This window comes from Acinetobacter sp. YH12027 (assembly GCF_013420085.1).
Taxonomy (GTDB): domain Bacteria; phylum Pseudomonadota; class Gammaproteobacteria; order Pseudomonadales; family Moraxellaceae; genus Acinetobacter; species Acinetobacter amyesii.
Map to the genome: position 1 here is coordinate 38,232 of NZ_VOYW01000023.1, position 17,770 is coordinate 56,001.

At 34.3% G+C, this 17,770-nt stretch carries 14 protein-coding genes and 1 pseudogene; 9 read left to right on the forward strand and 6 right to left on the reverse strand.

Annotated features, from left to right (window positions below):
• Positions 1-2: 2 nt before the first annotated feature.
• Positions 3-518 carry a pilin gene (locus FTT94_RS10005; protein ID WP_257231375.1) on the reverse strand — a complete coding sequence of 172 codons (516 nt, stop codon included), beginning with the start codon at positions 516-518 and terminating at the stop codon, positions 3-5.
• Positions 519-785: 267 nt separating this feature from the next.
• On the opposite strand from FTT94_RS10005, the pseudogene FTT94_RS16685 reads away from it, so the two are divergent.
• The 9 genes and pseudogenes from FTT94_RS16685 to FTT94_RS10050 form a co-directional block, all read left to right on the forward strand.
• Positions 786-1,736, forward strand: a pseudogene (locus tag FTT94_RS16685) (acyltransferase family protein); the annotation flags it as partial.
• A 120-nt stretch (positions 1,737-1,856) separates the two neighbouring features.
• Positions 1,857-2,690 (forward strand): SGNH hydrolase domain-containing protein, encoded by an 834-nt coding sequence (locus FTT94_RS16690; protein WP_257231379.1) that lies wholly within the window; start codon positions 1,857-1,859, stop codon positions 2,688-2,690.
• Positions 2,691-2,912: 222 nt separating this feature from the next.
• Entirely contained in the window at positions 2,913-3,326 is a 414-nt protein-coding gene (locus FTT94_RS10020; RefSeq protein ID WP_180170713.1) for a pilin, read from the forward strand.
• Positions 3,327-3,384: 58 nt separating this feature from the next.
• Positions 3,385-5,292 (forward strand): tetratricopeptide repeat protein, encoded by a 1,908-nt coding sequence (locus FTT94_RS10025; RefSeq protein ID WP_218956005.1) that lies wholly within the window; start codon positions 3,385-3,387, stop codon positions 5,290-5,292.
• A gap of 10 nt (positions 5,293-5,302) precedes the next feature.
• Positions 5,303-6,154, forward strand: a complete 852-nt coding sequence (locus FTT94_RS10030) for a glycosyltransferase family 2 protein (RefSeq protein WP_180170714.1) — start codon at positions 5,303-5,305, stop codon at positions 6,152-6,154.
• A 5-nt stretch (positions 6,155-6,159) separates the two neighbouring features.
• Positions 6,160-7,878 carry an ABC transporter ATP-binding protein gene (locus tag FTT94_RS10035; RefSeq protein ID WP_180170715.1) on the forward strand — a complete coding sequence of 573 codons (1,719 nt, stop codon included), beginning with the start codon at positions 6,160-6,162 and terminating at the stop codon, positions 7,876-7,878.
• 68 nt (positions 7,879-7,946) lie between these two features.
• Positions 7,947-9,395 carry a glycosyltransferase gene (locus FTT94_RS10040; protein ID WP_180170716.1) on the forward strand — a complete coding sequence of 483 codons (1,449 nt, stop codon included), beginning with the start codon at positions 7,947-7,949 and terminating at the stop codon, positions 9,393-9,395.
• Positions 9,396-9,411: 16 nt separating this feature from the next.
• On the forward strand, positions 9,412-10,506 hold the full coding sequence (glf, locus tag FTT94_RS10045; protein ID WP_180170717.1) for a UDP-galactopyranose mutase: 1,095 nt from the start codon (positions 9,412-9,414) through the stop codon (positions 10,504-10,506).
• A 33-nt stretch (positions 10,507-10,539) separates the two neighbouring features.
• Positions 10,540-11,607, forward strand: coding sequence for a glycosyltransferase family 4 protein (locus tag FTT94_RS10050; RefSeq protein ID WP_257231377.1), 1,068 nt, complete (start codon positions 10,540-10,542; stop codon positions 11,605-11,607).
• 119 nt (positions 11,608-11,726) lie between these two features.
• Here FTT94_RS10050 and FTT94_RS10055 read toward each other — a convergent pair whose 3' ends face one another.
• The 5 genes from FTT94_RS10055 to FTT94_RS10075 form a co-directional block, all read right to left on the reverse strand.
• Positions 11,727-12,038, reverse strand: a complete 312-nt coding sequence (locus FTT94_RS10055; protein WP_180170719.1) for a glycosyltransferase — start codon at positions 12,036-12,038, stop codon at positions 11,727-11,729.
• Between the two features lie 24 nt (positions 12,039-12,062).
• A complete protein-coding gene (locus FTT94_RS10060) occupies positions 12,063-13,124 on the reverse strand; it encodes a UDP-N-acetylglucosamine 2-epimerase (protein WP_180170720.1) in 1,062 nt (353 codons plus the stop codon).
• A 355-nt stretch (positions 13,125-13,479) separates the two neighbouring features.
• On the reverse strand, positions 13,480-13,839 hold the full coding sequence (locus FTT94_RS10065; protein ID WP_180170721.1) for a hypothetical protein: 360 nt from the start codon (positions 13,837-13,839) through the stop codon (positions 13,480-13,482).
• A gap of 3 nt (positions 13,840-13,842) precedes the next feature.
• Positions 13,843-15,900 (reverse strand): hypothetical protein, encoded by a 2,058-nt coding sequence (locus FTT94_RS10070; RefSeq protein ID WP_180170722.1) that lies wholly within the window; start codon positions 15,898-15,900, stop codon positions 13,843-13,845.
• Complete coding sequence (locus tag FTT94_RS10075; protein ID WP_180170723.1) at positions 15,897-17,585, reverse strand: hypothetical protein; 1,689 nt, start codon at positions 17,583-17,585, stop codon at positions 15,897-15,899. The genes FTT94_RS10070 and FTT94_RS10075 overlap by 4 nt, the downstream gene beginning before the upstream one ends.
• Positions 17,586-17,770: the final 185 nt, after the last annotated feature.

Below are 17,770 nucleotides of genomic sequence, written 5' to 3' on the forward strand. Positions count from 1 at the left end.
AATTACGATTGAGCTGTACGACAAGAAGCTGGTAAGTATTTAGCCATAATTGCAGCTTTAGTACTATTTTCAGGACCACATGACCATTCTTTAATTAGTGCACCATCCACTGTATTAGTAGGTCCAGATACCACTGCTGTAGTCAAGTTAAGATTACCTGCAACTTTTGGTGTCATAATGATTTTTTCACCAGCAGCTTTTTTTAACTCAGATTTATTTGCTAGTAATACTGTAATTTGTCCAATTGCAGGATTAGCGCTAGAAACTGTAATTGTTTGCACATATTTTGAAGCAGCTGTAGCTTCAGTTGTACCGGAACCTTGCTCACACCCCCATTGACCTGCAGTAGGTAGGGTACCTGAATCAATTGCTTCTGTAACTGCTGTACGGCAAGAAGACGCTGCAAGAATACCTTCAGACACTTTAGAACGTACGGTGTAGTCTTGATATGCAGGAAGTGCAACTGCCGCCAAAATACCAATAATCGCTACAACGATCATTAATGAATGACATTCCATAAGTCACTTTATATGGACATAAATCAAACCATTGAATTATATTAGTTTACTTTGCTATCCATTTTGTCCATATGGACATACTTTTGAATGGACAAAATATTAAAATTTGTCCATTCAAAAAAAATGATTTTTAAGGCTCCCTATGAAAGGCAGACTAAAACTTGAAGTATGACATTACTACCCAACTTAAAATTGGTTAAATATTCTCAGAACACCTTTCTTCTGCTACATTGCAATTCAATTTTTATAACGAAACTGATCAGCCTCATGAAGTCAGAATATCAACCACATATCGATATTTTACGTGCTCTTGCGGTATTACTCGTTATCTTCAATCACCTAGACTTTACTTTGTTTTCGGGTGGATTTATTGGTGTAGATGTTTTTTTTGTTATTTCTGGATATCTCATTACAAAAAATATAGTTTCAGAAAAAAGAACATCAGGTACTTTCTCTTTTAAGAAATTCTATCAAAGACGAGTTCTACGGCTCGCTCCCGCTTTTTTTACAGTATTGCTGACTTGCTCTATTGCTTTTTCTCTCATTCTTACACAAGAAGAATGGACACAATATTTAAAAACAGTTGCATCAACCGTTACACTTAGCTCTAATATTTATTACACAAACTTATTAAATGATTATTTTAGTATTTCTGGAAAATCCACACCACTACTGCATATTTGGTCTTTAAGCCTAGAAGAACAGTTTTATTTAATTTAGCCTTTATTTCTGTTAGGGATCATCAAATTTTCAAAAAATATAAAAATATTTTCACTGATTGTTATTATTTCATTATCATTAATAACCTCACATCTATTGATTCAAAGCAATCCAGTTGCAGCCTATTACTTACTCCCTTCCAGAGTATTTGAGTTTGCAATTGGCGCAGCTTTAGTATTTTTACCTTCCACAAGATTGAATAAAAATAAATCAATATTACTTGGCCTATTTTCGATTTTAATTATTATCATCTCAAGTTTTTTTATTCATAGCCAAATGCTATTTCCTTCTTATACTGCCTTGGTTCCTTGTTTAGCGGCAGCATTGTTTATCTCCTCAGGTCAATATTTCACTGGACTTTCAACCAAGTGGCTAGAATATATTGGAAAAATTTCATACCCTATGTATTTATGGCACTGGCCAATCATTGTTTACTTTAATCAACAATCAATTAAGCTCGACTTTATTACAAAAAATTTAATTTTGATTTTGGCACTTATATTATCAATATTCAGTTATGAGGTTATTGAAAAATCAATCAAGTTATCTTTAAAAAAAATTAAGACACCAATCCAACTGTTCTTTATCTTACCCGCTTTGCTAACCCTACTATTCAGTATGAGTTGGCTTGTATTTTTCAAAGAAACAGGTCAAAACGATTTCGATAATCAACACAATGATATCAAATGTATTGATCTGCCTAAACATCCTGTTGATGAGTGTTTTTTAGGCAAGAAACATATTGAAAAAGTTTCAGTCCTTTTGGTTGGTGATAGTCATGCTAATGCACAATCTGGTTTTATTCATCAACTTTTAATGGATACAAATTTAAAAGGCTATGAAATTACCAATTCCTCAACGGCATTTCTAGTGGGTGTCCATAGATTTAGCCAAAATCCGAGAACTCAAACCACTCAACGAATTGCTGACTTTCACACAAAGAATGCCGATATTGTCAATTTGATCAAGAGCAATTCATTTAAATATGTGATCATGGGAGGGTATTTTCCTCACAATTGGGAACGGCATATTTATTCAAAAACACTCCAGCCTGTCAAAGATCAATCAAAAGCCATGTTTATTGCAGGGCTCAATAATGCTATTCAAATCATTGAAACATCTGGAGCTATTCCTGTACTAATTAATGACAATCCAATACTTAGGGATGTCGATATAAATTGTCATTTGCGTACTACGTTTAGCGCATGCTATTTTGAGCGCAGCAAGCATTGGAACGACTTTCAGGAGTGGCAGCAGCTTTTAAACCGTATTCAAGCAGTGCATCCCAATTTAATTGTGATAGATTTTAATGATGTCGTATGTGATGCAAAATACTGTTATTCTGCACTCAATCAAACGATACTCTATCGGGATAATCAACATCTTACTTATGCTGGTTCTCGACAAATTGCACTTGAGTATTTAAAACGATATTCCAACCCACTACAGTAGTAAAAACCCTAGTTTAGGTATCTTATAAACTGACAAAACTGACATTATTTGTCACTTATTTACAAAAGTTAACCTCAAGGTTTTTTTACATTTTTCAATCCATTAAATAATGTATTGATTTCACGTTGAATTATTGGATAATATGCTTTGGCATACTTTGTGCAAACAATAAATTAGCTTACAAAGCTTATAACTAAATTAACAACATTTGTGGAGAATGTTATGAATACAATGCAGAAGGGCTTCACGCTCATCGAGCTTATGATTGTTGTCGCTATTATTGGTATTCTTGCTGCAATTGCGATTCCTGCTTATCAAAACTACACTAAGCGCTCACATGTAACAGAAGGTTTAAACCTTGCTGGTGGTGCTAAAGCAGCAGTTACTGAATATTTTTCATCGCAAGGAGAATTACCAGCAGATAATGCTGCGGCTGGCGTAGCAGATACTATCACTGGAAATTCTGTAGATTCTGTAGAAATTGAAGATGGCTTAATCACAATTACATATAATTCAAAAGTGACAAATGGTGCTACCTTATTACTAAGCCCAACCACATTAACAGGTTCAGTTGAATGGAAATGTAAAGTAGATTCAATTGATCCAAATTATGTTCCATCGAACTGCCGTGAATAATTAATTGTCTAAGAATTTAATAAACGCCCTGTTGGGCGTTTATTTTTGAGATGAAATTTTGAAAAAACTACAAATCATTTATATATTTTTAGCACTTCCTCTTACCTTTTTTGTTTATAAATCAGGTCTCAATGGGACATTTTTATTTGATGATATTCCTAACCTTAATCAACTTGGGACTTATGGGACAATAAATAGTTGGGAAAAAATCAATAATTTTATTTTATCTGGCTCATCTGGCCCTACAGGTCGGCCTATTTCATTACTAAGCTTTTTATTGAATGATAATACCTGGCCATCTGTTGCTTACTCATTTAAATACACCAATTTAATGATTCATTTATTCAATGGAGTTTTACTTTGTTGGGCAGTTTTACTTTTATTACGAAATTATAATTATAAAGAACAACAAGCAGTTTGGATTGCACTAATTGCATCAAGTATTTGGTTATTACATCCTTATTTTGTTTCAACAACACTTTATGTTGTGCAACGTATGGCTCAACTGGCTACATTATTTACTTTAATTGGTATCATTGGCTATTTAAAAGCACGTTTACTTCTAGCACATAAACCAATTCTAGCCTATTTTTATATGGCACTCTCTATCGGCTTGTGTACCATTTTAGCAACCTATAGCAAAGAAAATGGAGCATTACTTCCTTTACTTATTTTAGTCATAGAATTTTGTAATCCAAATAAACGCGACAAACCTATATGGCAATGGAGAGCCGTATGTTTATGGCTTCCTTCCTTGGCAGTACTTTACCTCATATTTAGAGAGCTCAATTTTTCTGAAAATCTCTGGCCGAATCGCAATTTTAATCAAGTAGAACGTCTATACAGTGAGGCTCGGATTGTAAGTGAGTATTTATATCACTTATTTATTCCCCAAATAGAAGGACGTGGACTTTATCAAGACGGATATTTAATATCTAAATCCTTACTAGACCCCATAACAACCCTATCTTCGATTGTCTTTTTAACAGGGTTATTATTCTCAGCTTTCTTATATAAGAATAAATATCCTCTATTTTCAGTTGCAATCCTATTCTTTTTTGCAGCACATATGATGGAGTCAACAGTACTTGGTCTAGAGCTATATTTTGAGCATCGTAATTATTTAGCCGCATTATTCTTATTTTTACCTATCGCTGCTGCCTTGTATTTTTTAAAAGAAAAAATAAATCCTAAACTAGTTTATTTAATTATTGCCGTTATTTTTTCAATTTTAAGCTTTTTTACTTATGAACGAGCAAAACTTTGGGGAAATACTAACGCTCTTTTAATGTACTGGGCCAAAAACACCCCTAACTCTCCACGTGCTCAAAGCACTATTGCAAGAAAACTAACAGAGCAAGGTTATCTATTTGAATCTAACCAGCATTTAGAAAGCTCTCTAGAAAGAATGCCGCAAAGTGCTTTGCTTAATATGCAACTACTTTTACAAAAAGTTTCCTATGCTTTAGCAACTGAACAAGATTTTGAATTCACCACCCAAAAACTAAAAAAACAACCTTTTGATGCCCAAGCAATACAAGGCTTACGTGTACTTACAGAAGGTGTTATTGCAAATGAACAGCAATGTATTCGTTATTGTCAGCTCACTTTAAGCTTAATTCAACATTTAGACCAACATGCGGGCTATAACAAAATTTCTGTTTACCAGCGTTTATCACCGTATCTTAAAGCAAAAATATATTTAGCTATGCATCAAGAGAAGGCAGCTATAGCATATTATCAAGAAGCACTTCAAAGATATAATGATGTTGAAGCTGGATTAATGATGGTTGCAGAACTTGGTACCTATGGCTCAGCACAAAATGCTTTAAATTTACTCAATAAAGTTGATGAAGTATATCAGCACCAAGATACATCTAAGTTAAAGCGTAGTAAGACCGAGTATGATATGGAAATATCAAGATTACAAAAAGTCTTCATAGATAAAATTCAAACTGAGCTTTAAGGGGAAAAATTTGAAGATCAGCATCGTCCTCCCTGCAAAAAATGAATCTGCTGCAATTGGTCAAACCCTTGCACAGATTCAACAATTACAGCTTGCTCATGAAATTATTGTGGTGAATGATGGTTCTACAGACCAAACAAAACAAGTTGCAGAAACTGCTGGTGCTAAAGTAGTCACTCATCCTTACTCTAAAGGTAATGGTGCAGCGATTAAAACTGGAGCAAGAACTGCAACAGGTGATGTGATTGTCTTTATGGATGCAGATGGGCAGCATGATCCGCAAGATATCCCTCGCTTGATTGAGAAAATTCAACAAGGTTATGACTTAGTTGTAGGGGCCAGACAAAAAGGCTCACAAGCCAGTATTGGTCGTGGTATTGCCAATGCACTTTACAACAACCTTGCAACGTATATGACTGAACAAAAAGTAGAAGACCTCACTTCTGGTTTTCGTGCCGTCCGCGCAGATAAATTCCGTGAATTTTTATATTTACTGCCTAATGGTTTTTCTTATCCAACTACCAGCACAATGGCGTTCTTTCGTGCGGGTTATTCGGTCACTTATGTGCCAATTCACGCGGCAAAACGAATTGGGAAAAGCCATATCAATCCAGTAAAAGATGGAATACGTTTTTTTCTGATTATTTTTAAGATAGCAACATTGTTCTCACCTTTAAAGATGTTTTTACCAATCGCTGTAGTGCTATTTTTAATGGGAACAGGTTGGTATGGCTATACTTTGTGGGATGCAGGTCGTTTTACCAATATGAGTGCTTTATTATATACGGGAAGTATTATGGTTTTTCTGATGGGGCTTATTTCAGAACAAATTACTAGCCTTATGTATAAAGATAGCGAATAATTAAGATGTTGGACATTATTTATCGTTTGTGGAAAACTTTAACTCAATTGGAAAAAAGAAAATTTGTTATTGTTCTTATTTTAACTATTTTAATGGCATTTTTAGAAACACTTGGTGTAATCTCAATTATGCCATTTTTAGCCGTTCTTTCTAGTCCTAATATCATTCAAAATGATCAAAAATTCCATTATTTTTATGTAATTTTAAATGCTACATCTTATACTAATTTTATTATTAAGTTAGGCCTGATTTCAATGGTGCTGATTATTTTGTCAGCTATTTTTAAAGTGATTCATTCTTATGGAACAAGTCGCTTTGTAAGTTTGCAGCGCCATTATTTATCAACTCGATTACTTTCGATATATTTAAAGCAAGATTATGAGTTCTTTATTCAGAAAAATAGTTCGGAACTAACAAAAAATATTCTTTCACAGATTGATCAACTGATTGATAATATTATTCAGCCTATCATGATCATAATATCTTATGGTCTAGTTATTTTTGCTATGATTATGTTGATATTTATGCATAATCCATATATGGCAATTACTGCATTTACTTTGTTTTTAATGGTATATGTTTTAATTTATTTAGGGGTAAGAAAATTTCTAGGTCGAATTGGTCAGGAATTTCATCATGCGAATAGTGAGCGCTATAAAGCTTGTAATGAAGTCTTGGGCGGTATTAAAGATGTTAAAATTAACCATGCAGATCAAGGTTATTTAAAACATTTTCAAGAGCAATCCCGAATTTTTGCAAGACATCTAGCCGCCAATCAAACTGTAGGGAATGTTCCCTTGTTATTGGTTGAAGCAATGGGGTATTGTGCAATTATAGGATTAGCAATAGGCCTAGTATTAAATAATCAAAATATTTCTACAATATTGCCATCATTGGGATTATTTGGTTTTGCTGCATATCGTATGTTGCCCTCAGCACAAAATATTTATCGTGCAATATCAAGCATGCGTTTTTCTTTAGATTCAGCCAATAAAATATTAGATGATTTGTACTTGCCTACTCAATTAGATCAAAAGCAGAATTATCCACAACTTAGCTTTAAAGACCGCATTGAGCTACGAAATGTAAGTTATGCTTATCCAAGTGACCCAAATAAAAATATATTAGAGAATTTTAGCCTTGTTATTCCTTGTAAGAGTAGTATTGGAATTGTTGGAAAAAGCGGCTCGGGTAAAAGTACACTGATGGATATATTACTTGGGCTTTTAGAACCACAGCAGGGCGAGTTATTGGTGGATGGCATTGTGATTAGTAAAAACAATGTGCATTCGTGGCAGAACTTAGTTGGCTATATTCCTCAATTTATTTACTTAGTAGATGAAACAGTCGCTCAAAATATTGCGTTTGGCGTTCCAAAAGATAATATTGACATGGATGCTGTTATGAAGGCTGCAAAGGCAGCACAAATTCATGAGTTTATCGTAAATAACCTAAAAGATGGTTATGATACTTTTGTGGGTGAGCGTGGGGTGATGCTTTCTGGTGGGCAACGCCAGCGTATCGGAATTGCTCGAGCTTTATATAGAGATCCACAAGTGCTGTTTATGGATGAAGCGACTAGTGCTTTAGATACAGAAACAGAGCAAGCGGTAAATGAGGCAATTCAAGGATTGAGTGGAGAAAAGACTATGGTGATTATTGCTCATCGAGAGAGTGCAATAGCAGTTTGTGATAAAACCATTAAATTGGAATTTAATGTCTAAAAATATCACAATGGCTGTAATATCTATGGAATATCTAGAAGTAAAAATTTTATGGTGTTGGAATTAATATGAATATTTTATTATATAATTTTGTTCAATTTGATGATCAAGGAAGTCCTGGAGGAGGAGTTAGTGTTTATTTGCGAAATTTAGTTAATGAACTAATAAATCAAGGACATAATGTATATTTTTTGAGTGCAGGAGATAGGTATGATTTTTTTAGAAAAGAGCCTTTCTTAAAATTTTATAGTGAGGGTAGGCTTACACGTTGTATTATTTATAATTCACCATTTATAGCACCTTCCGCCAGCTCCTTTCACAGACCTGATATATTTACTTCAAATATTGAGATAAATTCTCTTGCTGATGATCTTTATAAAGAAATTCCTGAAATTGATGTATTCCACTTTCATAATATTGAAGGTTTGACCTTTAATTTTATTGAAAATTTAAGAAATATTTATAAGAAATCAAAATTTATTTTCTCAGTCCATAATTATAACTTACTTTGTATGCAAGTGAACTTATGGTATAAAAATGAAAAAAATTGCTTAGACTATTCTTTGGGGGAAAATTGCCTTAATTGTGTTAAATATAATGATATCTCCTTGCATGAAAGAAAAGTAAAATTTATACAAACCTTTCTAAAAGAAAGGATAATGAATAAATCTAAGTTTTATAATGGATTCTATTCATTTTTAAGAATTATTTTTAAGAAATATCGTTATTTATTTAACTTGAAAAATAATTTTTTTTATGATGAGAATTCTTTTAATAGAGAGGGTAATTCAAAAAAATTTGAAGAATTTAGATTAAAAAACATTTATATGTGTAAAGAATTTTTTGATGAAATTATTTGTGTTTCTGAAAGAACTAAGGAAGTATTAATTAAATTTGGTTTTTCAAGTGAAAATATAAGTGTTAATTATATAGGTACTAAATTTTATTCAAATTATAAGAAAACAGTTTTGAAAGGGAAGTTTGATGATAAAATAACAATTGGTTATTTAGGATATATGCGTTCAGATAAGGGGTTTGATTTTTTTCTTGACGCTATTGAAAGTATGAGTATTGATTTAGCCAATAAAATTAATATAGTTGTTGCAGCAGGATATCGTGATCAAGATACATTGGATAGACTTGAAACTCTAAAAGAAAAATTTGAATACCTAAAATTATATAATGGGTATAATCATAAGAATATTCTAAATATTTTAGAATCTATAGATGTGGGTATCATTCCTGTTCAATGGGAAGATAATTTACCTCAAGTTGCTATCGAGTTGGTGTCTAGTGGTACTCCTATTCTTACCTCAGATTTAGGAGGGGCTTCTGAAATATTCAGTAAAGATACTAAATTTATATTTAAACACAATGATGTAAATGATTTTTACAGTAAGCTTGAATTTTTGACATCTAATCCTGGAAATTTATCTTTGTTTTGGAGGAATCAGATAAATATATTTTCCATGGATTCACATTTAAATAAATTAATGATTAATTATTATAATTGTTAATTTTTAGGTAAGAAATATGAAAATTTTAATCGTTGGGGCAGGTTTTGCAGGTGCGGTATCAGCACGTGAATTGGCAGAAGCAGGGTATCAGGTTTTAGTTGTTGATCGTCGAGATCATATTGCTGGTAATGCTTACGATCTCAAAGACACCCATGACATTCTAATTCATCAATACGGCCCACATATTTTCCATACCAATAGTGAACGTATATTTAACTACTTATCACAATTTACCCAGTGGCGACCTTATGAACATCGGGTACGTGGCGTACTCAATGGTCAGGAATACCCCTTCCCGATTAATAGAGACACACTCAATCAACTTTATGATTTAGATTTAACTGAAGAAGAAGCAGCTGAATATTTTGAAAAAGTACGTGAACCAAAAGAAAAAGTACTAACCAGTGAAGATGTTGTACTTAATTCAGTCGGTCGAGATTTATATGAAAAGTTCTTCTTAAACTACACCAAAAAACAGTGGGGGCTAGATCCTTCTCAGTTAAAAGCAGGCGTAGCGGCACGTATTCCAACACGTACCAATACCGACGACCGATACTTTACCGATACTTATCAAGCAATGCCATTACATGGTTATACAGCTATGTTTGAAAATATGCTGAATCATCCAAACATTACTGTCAAATTGAGTACAGACTATAAAGATTTGCTGGCACAAGGTGTCGAGTATGATCATCTGATTTATACAGGTTGTATAGATGAGTTTTATGACTATAAATTTGGCAAGTTACCTTACCGCTCCTTGCGCTTTGAGCATCAACACCTAGAAAATACTGAACAATACCAAAGTGTCGGAACTATAAACTATCCAAATGACTTTGAATTTACCCGCATTACTGAATTTAAACATCTTACAGGGCAACAACACCCTACCACCTCAATTGTTCGGGAGTATCCAACAGCTAAAGGTGATCCTTACTATCCAATTCCACGTGATGAAAATGAAGCTTTATTTAAGAAGTACAAATCCTTAGCAGACTGTGAAAAAAATGTTACTTTTGTTGGTCGTTTAGCAGAGTATCGCTATTACAATATGGATCAAGTTGTAGGTGCGGCGTTGAATGCTGTAGATAAAATACTGGAGAGAAAATAATTGAAAATCGCATTCTTATGTAAACGGCAATATATGTCTAAAGATGTCATTTTAGATAAATATGCGCGTTTATACGAGATACCGAATCAATTGGCACATCTTGGGCACCAAGTTGAATGTTTTTGTTTGAGTTATCAATCACATCATGAAGGCACTTGGGATGAGTCCAATCATGAAAAAAAACTTATTTGGCACTCAAAAAGTTATAAGGGCTTAAAAAAACTGGGATTATTCACTTATCCTTTTTTACTTTCACAAAAATTAAAACAATACCAACCAGATATTGTTATTGCTGCATCAGATATTCCACATATTGTTTGGGGTGCATGGTGTGCAAAACAACTAAGTAAGCCATTTGTTGCAGACTTATATGATAATTTCGAATCTTATGGTCAGGCCAATATTCCATTCATCAAAATTTTTTTTTATAGAGCATTGGATTCTGCTCAATTAATTAGTACGACAAGTGAGAGTTTGGCTGAAAAAATTAAGCAGGATCACCCAAATGTACCTCATATTTTAGCCATGCCAAGTGTAATTGATAAAAAACTATTCTTTAAGGGGAGTAAAGCTGAAGCAAGAATAAAATTAAATTTACCTGCTCATGCAAAATTAGTGGGGACAGCTGGCGGTTTAACAAAAATGAAAGGAATAGATGATCTATTTCAGGCTTGGGAAATGATTCGGCAGCAAGATCCAGATATATATTTAGTTCTTGCAGGACCTATAGAGGAAGATACACCCTTACCAAATGATGAAAGAGTTATATATTTAGGAATGTTGCCTCATCAGGAAATTAATTATCTGTTTCAATCTTTAGATATTGGGGTAGTATGTATTCCTGATGATGATTTTGGGCGTTATTGCTTTCCACAAAAAGCCTATGAAATGTTGGCAACAGATCTCACTATTCTATCAAGTAGTGTTGGTGATATGAAAAACTTATTAGATAGTAGTTTATTGTACCCTCCTAAAGACTATAAAACGTTGACTTTAAAGATAAATCAACAACTCTATAGTCTAATTAAAGTAAATATAGAGATTTTAGATTGGAAAAAGACGATAGAAAAATTTAATTTAATCGTCCAAAGACTTTATTAATTGATTAAACTTCTCTAAGAGATGATACCATGCAAATGGCTTTGTTGCACAAAGATTTCATAACTATATGATTTTAAAAGTTTTGATTATTTTTTGATCTAAAATTAAATTTATTTAAATCAGATGCTTACATATTTATGCAACAAAGCCCATGCAAATTGCTTAGCAGCATTGCTACATAGTGTCTTATCTATTAATAAATTACCTTTTAAAAACTCTAAGTTTGTTTGTGTCAGAGCTTGGTAATCTTGTTTTTTAATTAAAAACCCAGTTTTACCATGTTGTACAGCATCCACAATTCCATCCGTCGCAAAGGTAACAGTAGGTGTGCCATGTGCAGCAGCTTCTATTGCCACCATACCAAAATTCTCTGGGTATTTAGGGAATATGTTTGACTGGGAAATGGTGGTTGGTGAGTTTAATATATTCATTAAGTCATTCCTGTATTCAATATCTTATGATCTAAAGTAATTAGCAATTATTTCACTGGGTGAGGACGTTAGATTCAGTTTTTGTTTTTGTAGACGAGTGTATTCTCTAGACATAATAAATTTAACAATATTCAATGGTTCATTAATTAAAATAGCATTTTCACCTATACCATCCTGCCTCTCAGTTATTTCTCTTAGAATAATAGTTGGATGGCCAAAATATGCTAATTCCTCCTGGTTTGAACCACCATCAGTAATAACAATTTCATTTGATAATGCAAAATTTAGAAATTTCTGATAAACCATCCTTGGTAATAAATTAATTCTATTTTTTTTTAGTATTTCTAACAAGCCATATTGAGATAACTTTTTCTGTGTTGCTGGATGAAGAACAAAATTAATTGTATATTTTTCACTTAAGGTAATGAGCATTTCTACAATGGGTTGTAATCTTTCTTTATTGTAAATGTTATGAAAGCGATGTAATGAAACCAAGATTGTATTTGGTTCTTTTTTTATATTTTTCCCAATATTTAAATAGACAATACTGTCTAGAATGGTATTGCCATGAGTATAAAGAATCTTGGCTTTAGGATATTTTTTCATGTGTTGAGCATCTTTTCCACTGGGACAACAAGCAACATCTGTGCATCTAAATACAATTCTTCGAATTATTTCTTCAGGGAATGGATTGAAAAGCGTTTTAGAAGTTAAGCCACTTTCCAAATGGATAACAGAATTTCCAGTAAGTTTTGCTGCTAATGTACTCATCAAGGTAGTTAATGTATCACCATGAACAAAAATATTTGATTTTTTATACTTTCTTAATGTAAGAATAATTAATAAAAAAATACGAGGTAACCATAACAATAAAGCTAAAATTGAAGAGTGCTCTTTATTTTTAATTAATGGTATTGCTGGGGTTTCTATTCCAAATTCTTCAATGATGTCGTCCATAGTATCATTATGCTGCCCTGTCAAGATAAATTTTAATGGAAGACCTTTTTTTTCAAATACCCTTAAGGTTGGTGCAACTTTTATTAATTGGGCACGAGTTCCAATTATGAAAATATTATATTTAGTCATAATTCCTCTAAATAAATATGGAATGAATGGATACATTAATACACAATTTCACCTGCTCACCCCCAATCAGTGGAGCAGATTCCAAATCACAACAAGAATTTTTTATTTATGCTAGTTGACGTGGTAGATTGAAAATTTAGCTATATTACCCTGAATTATGAATAAAATATAGAATCGACTATTCGTTATGGTATAGATCAAGGCAAATAATAGTAATATCCGAAAATATCCATGCCCCCTTAAAAAAACCTAGCTATTTCAAATTATTATAAAATTTTAGCAATAAATTCATCTTTTTGTAAGGCGAATTAAAATCAAATAGCCACTAAATTACAAAATTTAGTGGCTATCTCAATTATAAAGTTCGGACACTTTGCCTCAATTCAAAATTTTCCAGCAACAGCGAATTGCACTTTTCCAGCAGTTTTTCATAATCTTCTTTCAGCTGCTCATAATCACTTTTCACCGCCTTGGTCTTAATTTTCGCTTGCTCAATTTGCTGGGCAGGCGAAAGAACATTTTGCCCTGCTGCCTGTGCAGCTTGCTCAATTGCCTCAATTAATGCAGCATGACGGCTCTTTTTAATCGAGCCTCGTTTACGTCCAGCCTCCATTGCAACCGTATCGTTATTAATGGCAGAGCCTTTCGGTAGAACAATCGGTTTGTTGGCTTTTAATCGCTCTAAAGCTGCGTAATAATCATTAAGTGCACTCATATTTTACACCTCAATATTAATCGTTTGAATTCTTTGAATCATTTTGTTTAAAGCCAAAATCTCACTGTCCATTTGCCCGTATAGCAGACTGTTCTGTACTTGCATATCTCGCTGCCGTTGTAGCCGCTGAACCGCTTTTTGCATTTTTTCAGCACTTGTTGCGTCAAACACAGCATGGGCACAACTCAAACAACTAGTAATTGCAGTAAAAGAAATTTTTTCGCAAGAATCAGGATTGCTACATGCTCCAAACAAGCTAGGCTTATAGGCGATTTCACCCTTTTTCATACGCTTGATGGTTTCATCACGGTTAGGGAATACTTTAAGTAATTGCTTACGGTCTTTTTGTAGCTGTAAATAGGTTCCTGCACCACCTGCCAAGCGACTAGAACTATTAATTACACTGTCCTCGAACTGGGCATAAGAATGTACCAGTCGCTGATACTCAAGCTCTTGAATAAACTCTTTTTGGCTATCATTGGCTAAAATATTCGGAGCAAATACTGAATTTTCTCGATAATATAGCGTCATCGCTTCGGTTAAATGCTTATATTGCACAGACAAGGCCCCTAGCCCAATAACGCCTGAACGTGCACCATAGACCGCCAAAGAACGTCTGAATTGATGCGTGCAAATATTCCAATATTTACCAATTTGACAGTCTTTTTCTTCTCGCCAGTTGCGGAAGCTATCGAATGCTTCCAGCTCAGCTATATCGCTTTCAGTGATTCGTAGTTCATCTCCCAACTTTTCTAGAATATGCTGACGATAGTCATTAAAATTAGTCTCTGTGCGAGTCGGAGCACCTTCATAATTAGAAATAAAATCCGCCTCATGCTCAATATTTCGATTATTTTTATGCCGAGGTTTTTGTAAATATCTTGTTGGAAATAAGGGATATTCACGAGGGTTAGAAAAATCATAATGTGGATTGAGCAAAGCATAAATCTCACCAATGCTTTGAGCAGCATTCACTCCGATTTGAATATCTTCAAATGTGATCCAATAGGTGGATTTATTACCGCCACCGTGTAATTTTGAAGTATAACCCATCAGCACATGCACAAGATGCTCATTGCTCTTAACCGTTTGATAGCAATCATAAGACAGTTGATTGACTTCGTTATCCCGCATACCTGTGAATAAGTGAATCCAAAGTTTGGCCATGCCTTGAATCAACGTTATATAACGGGTCAGATTGGCATGTTTTTTAATCTGATGATTCTCAAATAGTTCTGTTAAACCCAGCAAATCACGAGCATCGTCGAAACTTATTGCTCGTTTAGCACGTTTAAACTCTATAGGCATCAGTGCAAAATTGGCATCCTGCTGAATACGCTGAAACCATTGCAACAACGCAGGTGCATTTTGATTAAATTCATTCAATTTATCTGCTAAAGCATTAATTAAAGCGATATAAAGCCGTGAAGGAATAAGTTTGGTTTGCGGGCCGACTTTACCTGACTGTAAGCGCAATAATGCAACGAGTTTGACTAAATGCTCAATCGGTTGATATGTACTAAAAGCAGGGATTAATAAGGGGTACTGCTGTTGTAGCGTAAAACAATCGGTTAAAAATGCTTTGATGCACAAAGCGGTTGAATAACTCACGCCAGCATAAGCATCATTGACTTTCGATAGATAAGCACCATCACCAAATAACTGCCGCAACGTACAACCATTCTTGTATGCAAGTCGTGCAAACTGACGCAATGCAAGATGGCGTTGCTTAATACTTTTAATCATCGACTTACCTGTTTTAACGTATAATAATGCAAAGATGATTTTTTTCATTTCTGCACGTATTTGACAGAATAGAAAATTATCTTCACGAGCATTTTCAAGCCAGCTATCAAAATTCAGGCGACAGTGGCACTTCGGTAAATAGGGTGAAAGATCCCAAACATTGTCTGTATAAACCGATAATGTTGCACCACTTTTCATTCGAGACAATACAAAAGAACTTGGAATAGTCAGCTGATTATTTTGTAGATTGTACTCATCAGGTAAAAACTGTTCAGCAACGCCAGTAGCATATAAATACGAATTAAATGAACTCATGCGATCCACCCCAAATCAAGTAATAATTCAAAATGATTGAGCCAATAGGCATCTAAATCACCGCTTTCTACTTCTTCTTGAATTGAAAAAATACGGTCACGTAGATTTTCATAAGTGTTTGATAAATCATTAAGCACTTCGTCAATTCGGTGTAGTACAACACCGAACTGCTGTTCCCATTTGATCAAATCCGTGGCTTTTTGTTTGACATAACCAAGTAGACTTTTCAGTGATAAAAGCTTACGAATATCCGTATCATCGGCATGGATTGCATAGTGATGACAGAACAAGCAATGCTCAAATTGCTGGCAGTTTGGGGTTGGCGCTTGTGCAGTAAAACCAAGTGCTTTTTCAGGCTGTGGCGTTGCTGTCACACATGCACCGACAGGTAAGGTTTGAACATCAACAGGCTGATCTATCGTTTGTACCGAAATTCGCTCAAGCGTTCGAGTTTGTGCGACTGCAACATCTCTCAGCTCATTAAAGAACTGTGAAATTTGCTGAGCTGCATCTTTAAATGACGTACGTGCATAATTATTTCTTGCTGTATCGAGTGAGTGACCCATAACTTCAGCTTCAAGCAGTAAATCACCATCACTTAACTCAACGGTTTGACTGCTTTTATGCTTACGCCACTGTTGTGGTGTAATCCAAACCATTTGAGGAAAAATGCGTTGTAAAAAGCTTTTTATATTTTGCAATTTATTATGTCCAATCGGCACAAGCCTTCGAATTTCATTACGTTGTGGAAAGACAAAATCACAGGTTTCATCTTGGATATACCATGCTCTAAGTTCTAAAATTTGTCTAAAAACAGGTTCAAATGTCACCCCAAACTCAGGCCGAACTTCTTTCCCTCCAGCACGACTTTTTGTTCCTGAGAATCTCCGCCCCTGAGTTGAGGGCAAGATTTCCATCGTATCTAGCTGTAACTGCTGAGCTGTGTCTAAATTAGCCCCCGTTTGTGTGATAAACAACAACATGCCGATGCAAAGACCATAGGAGGCAAGTCGCTCTCGCTCCATATGTCGTTTATCTTTATTACGCTCTTCAAGCTTACGAATCGCTTGATTACGATTTTCACGTAAGCGCTTTCGATGATCACTATCTTCAGCAAGCCCGAAATCCACCAACATTTTTGAAAAATCGGGAATAGCTGAATATTTAGACAAATAGCTGTGCATATCAAACTGAATATGTTGTTTTTCAATTTGATGATTAAAGCCTGAGTAAAAATAGAACTCTTCCTGATCCACGGATTGAAAGTGCGCGGGAAAGTTACCCTTCTGGACAACGATACGATGGATTTCCGAAAATACATTCAACAAAGTTGCATACGTTTTTTGATGATCCTCCTGTGCAATTGGTAAAACGGGAACATCATAACGCTGCGACTGTACTTGCATCGCTTGACTAGCAATATCAATTTCATGACAATCAAATACATATGCGATCAGTTTTGCAACATAACGCTGATACTGCTTTGCGGTATGCGCAGCCAAGTTATCGTCATCAGTATCCGCAAGCAGAGTCCGATCTACTAAATATTTACTGTAACGACGATAGGCATCGATCACACTATCTTTATTGGATAAATCAAAATTTTTCTTTTGCTGATCAATCCAATCTAAAAATATTTTGATAATGAAATAGAACAACCCTTTTGATAGATCCGATCCATCCATTTGCAGTAGATAATCGGTAAAACATTTTAAAAAATAGCGTCTTTTTTCATAAAAAGAAGGCTTTGTTGCACAAAGATTTGAAATACAAAGCCCCCTAATTGAGCCAAATTTAAGGCGTAACTTGGGTAAGTGGTCGACCTAATTCCGTAAATCTGTTGAGGACTGCTACACGTGCATGAATTTCA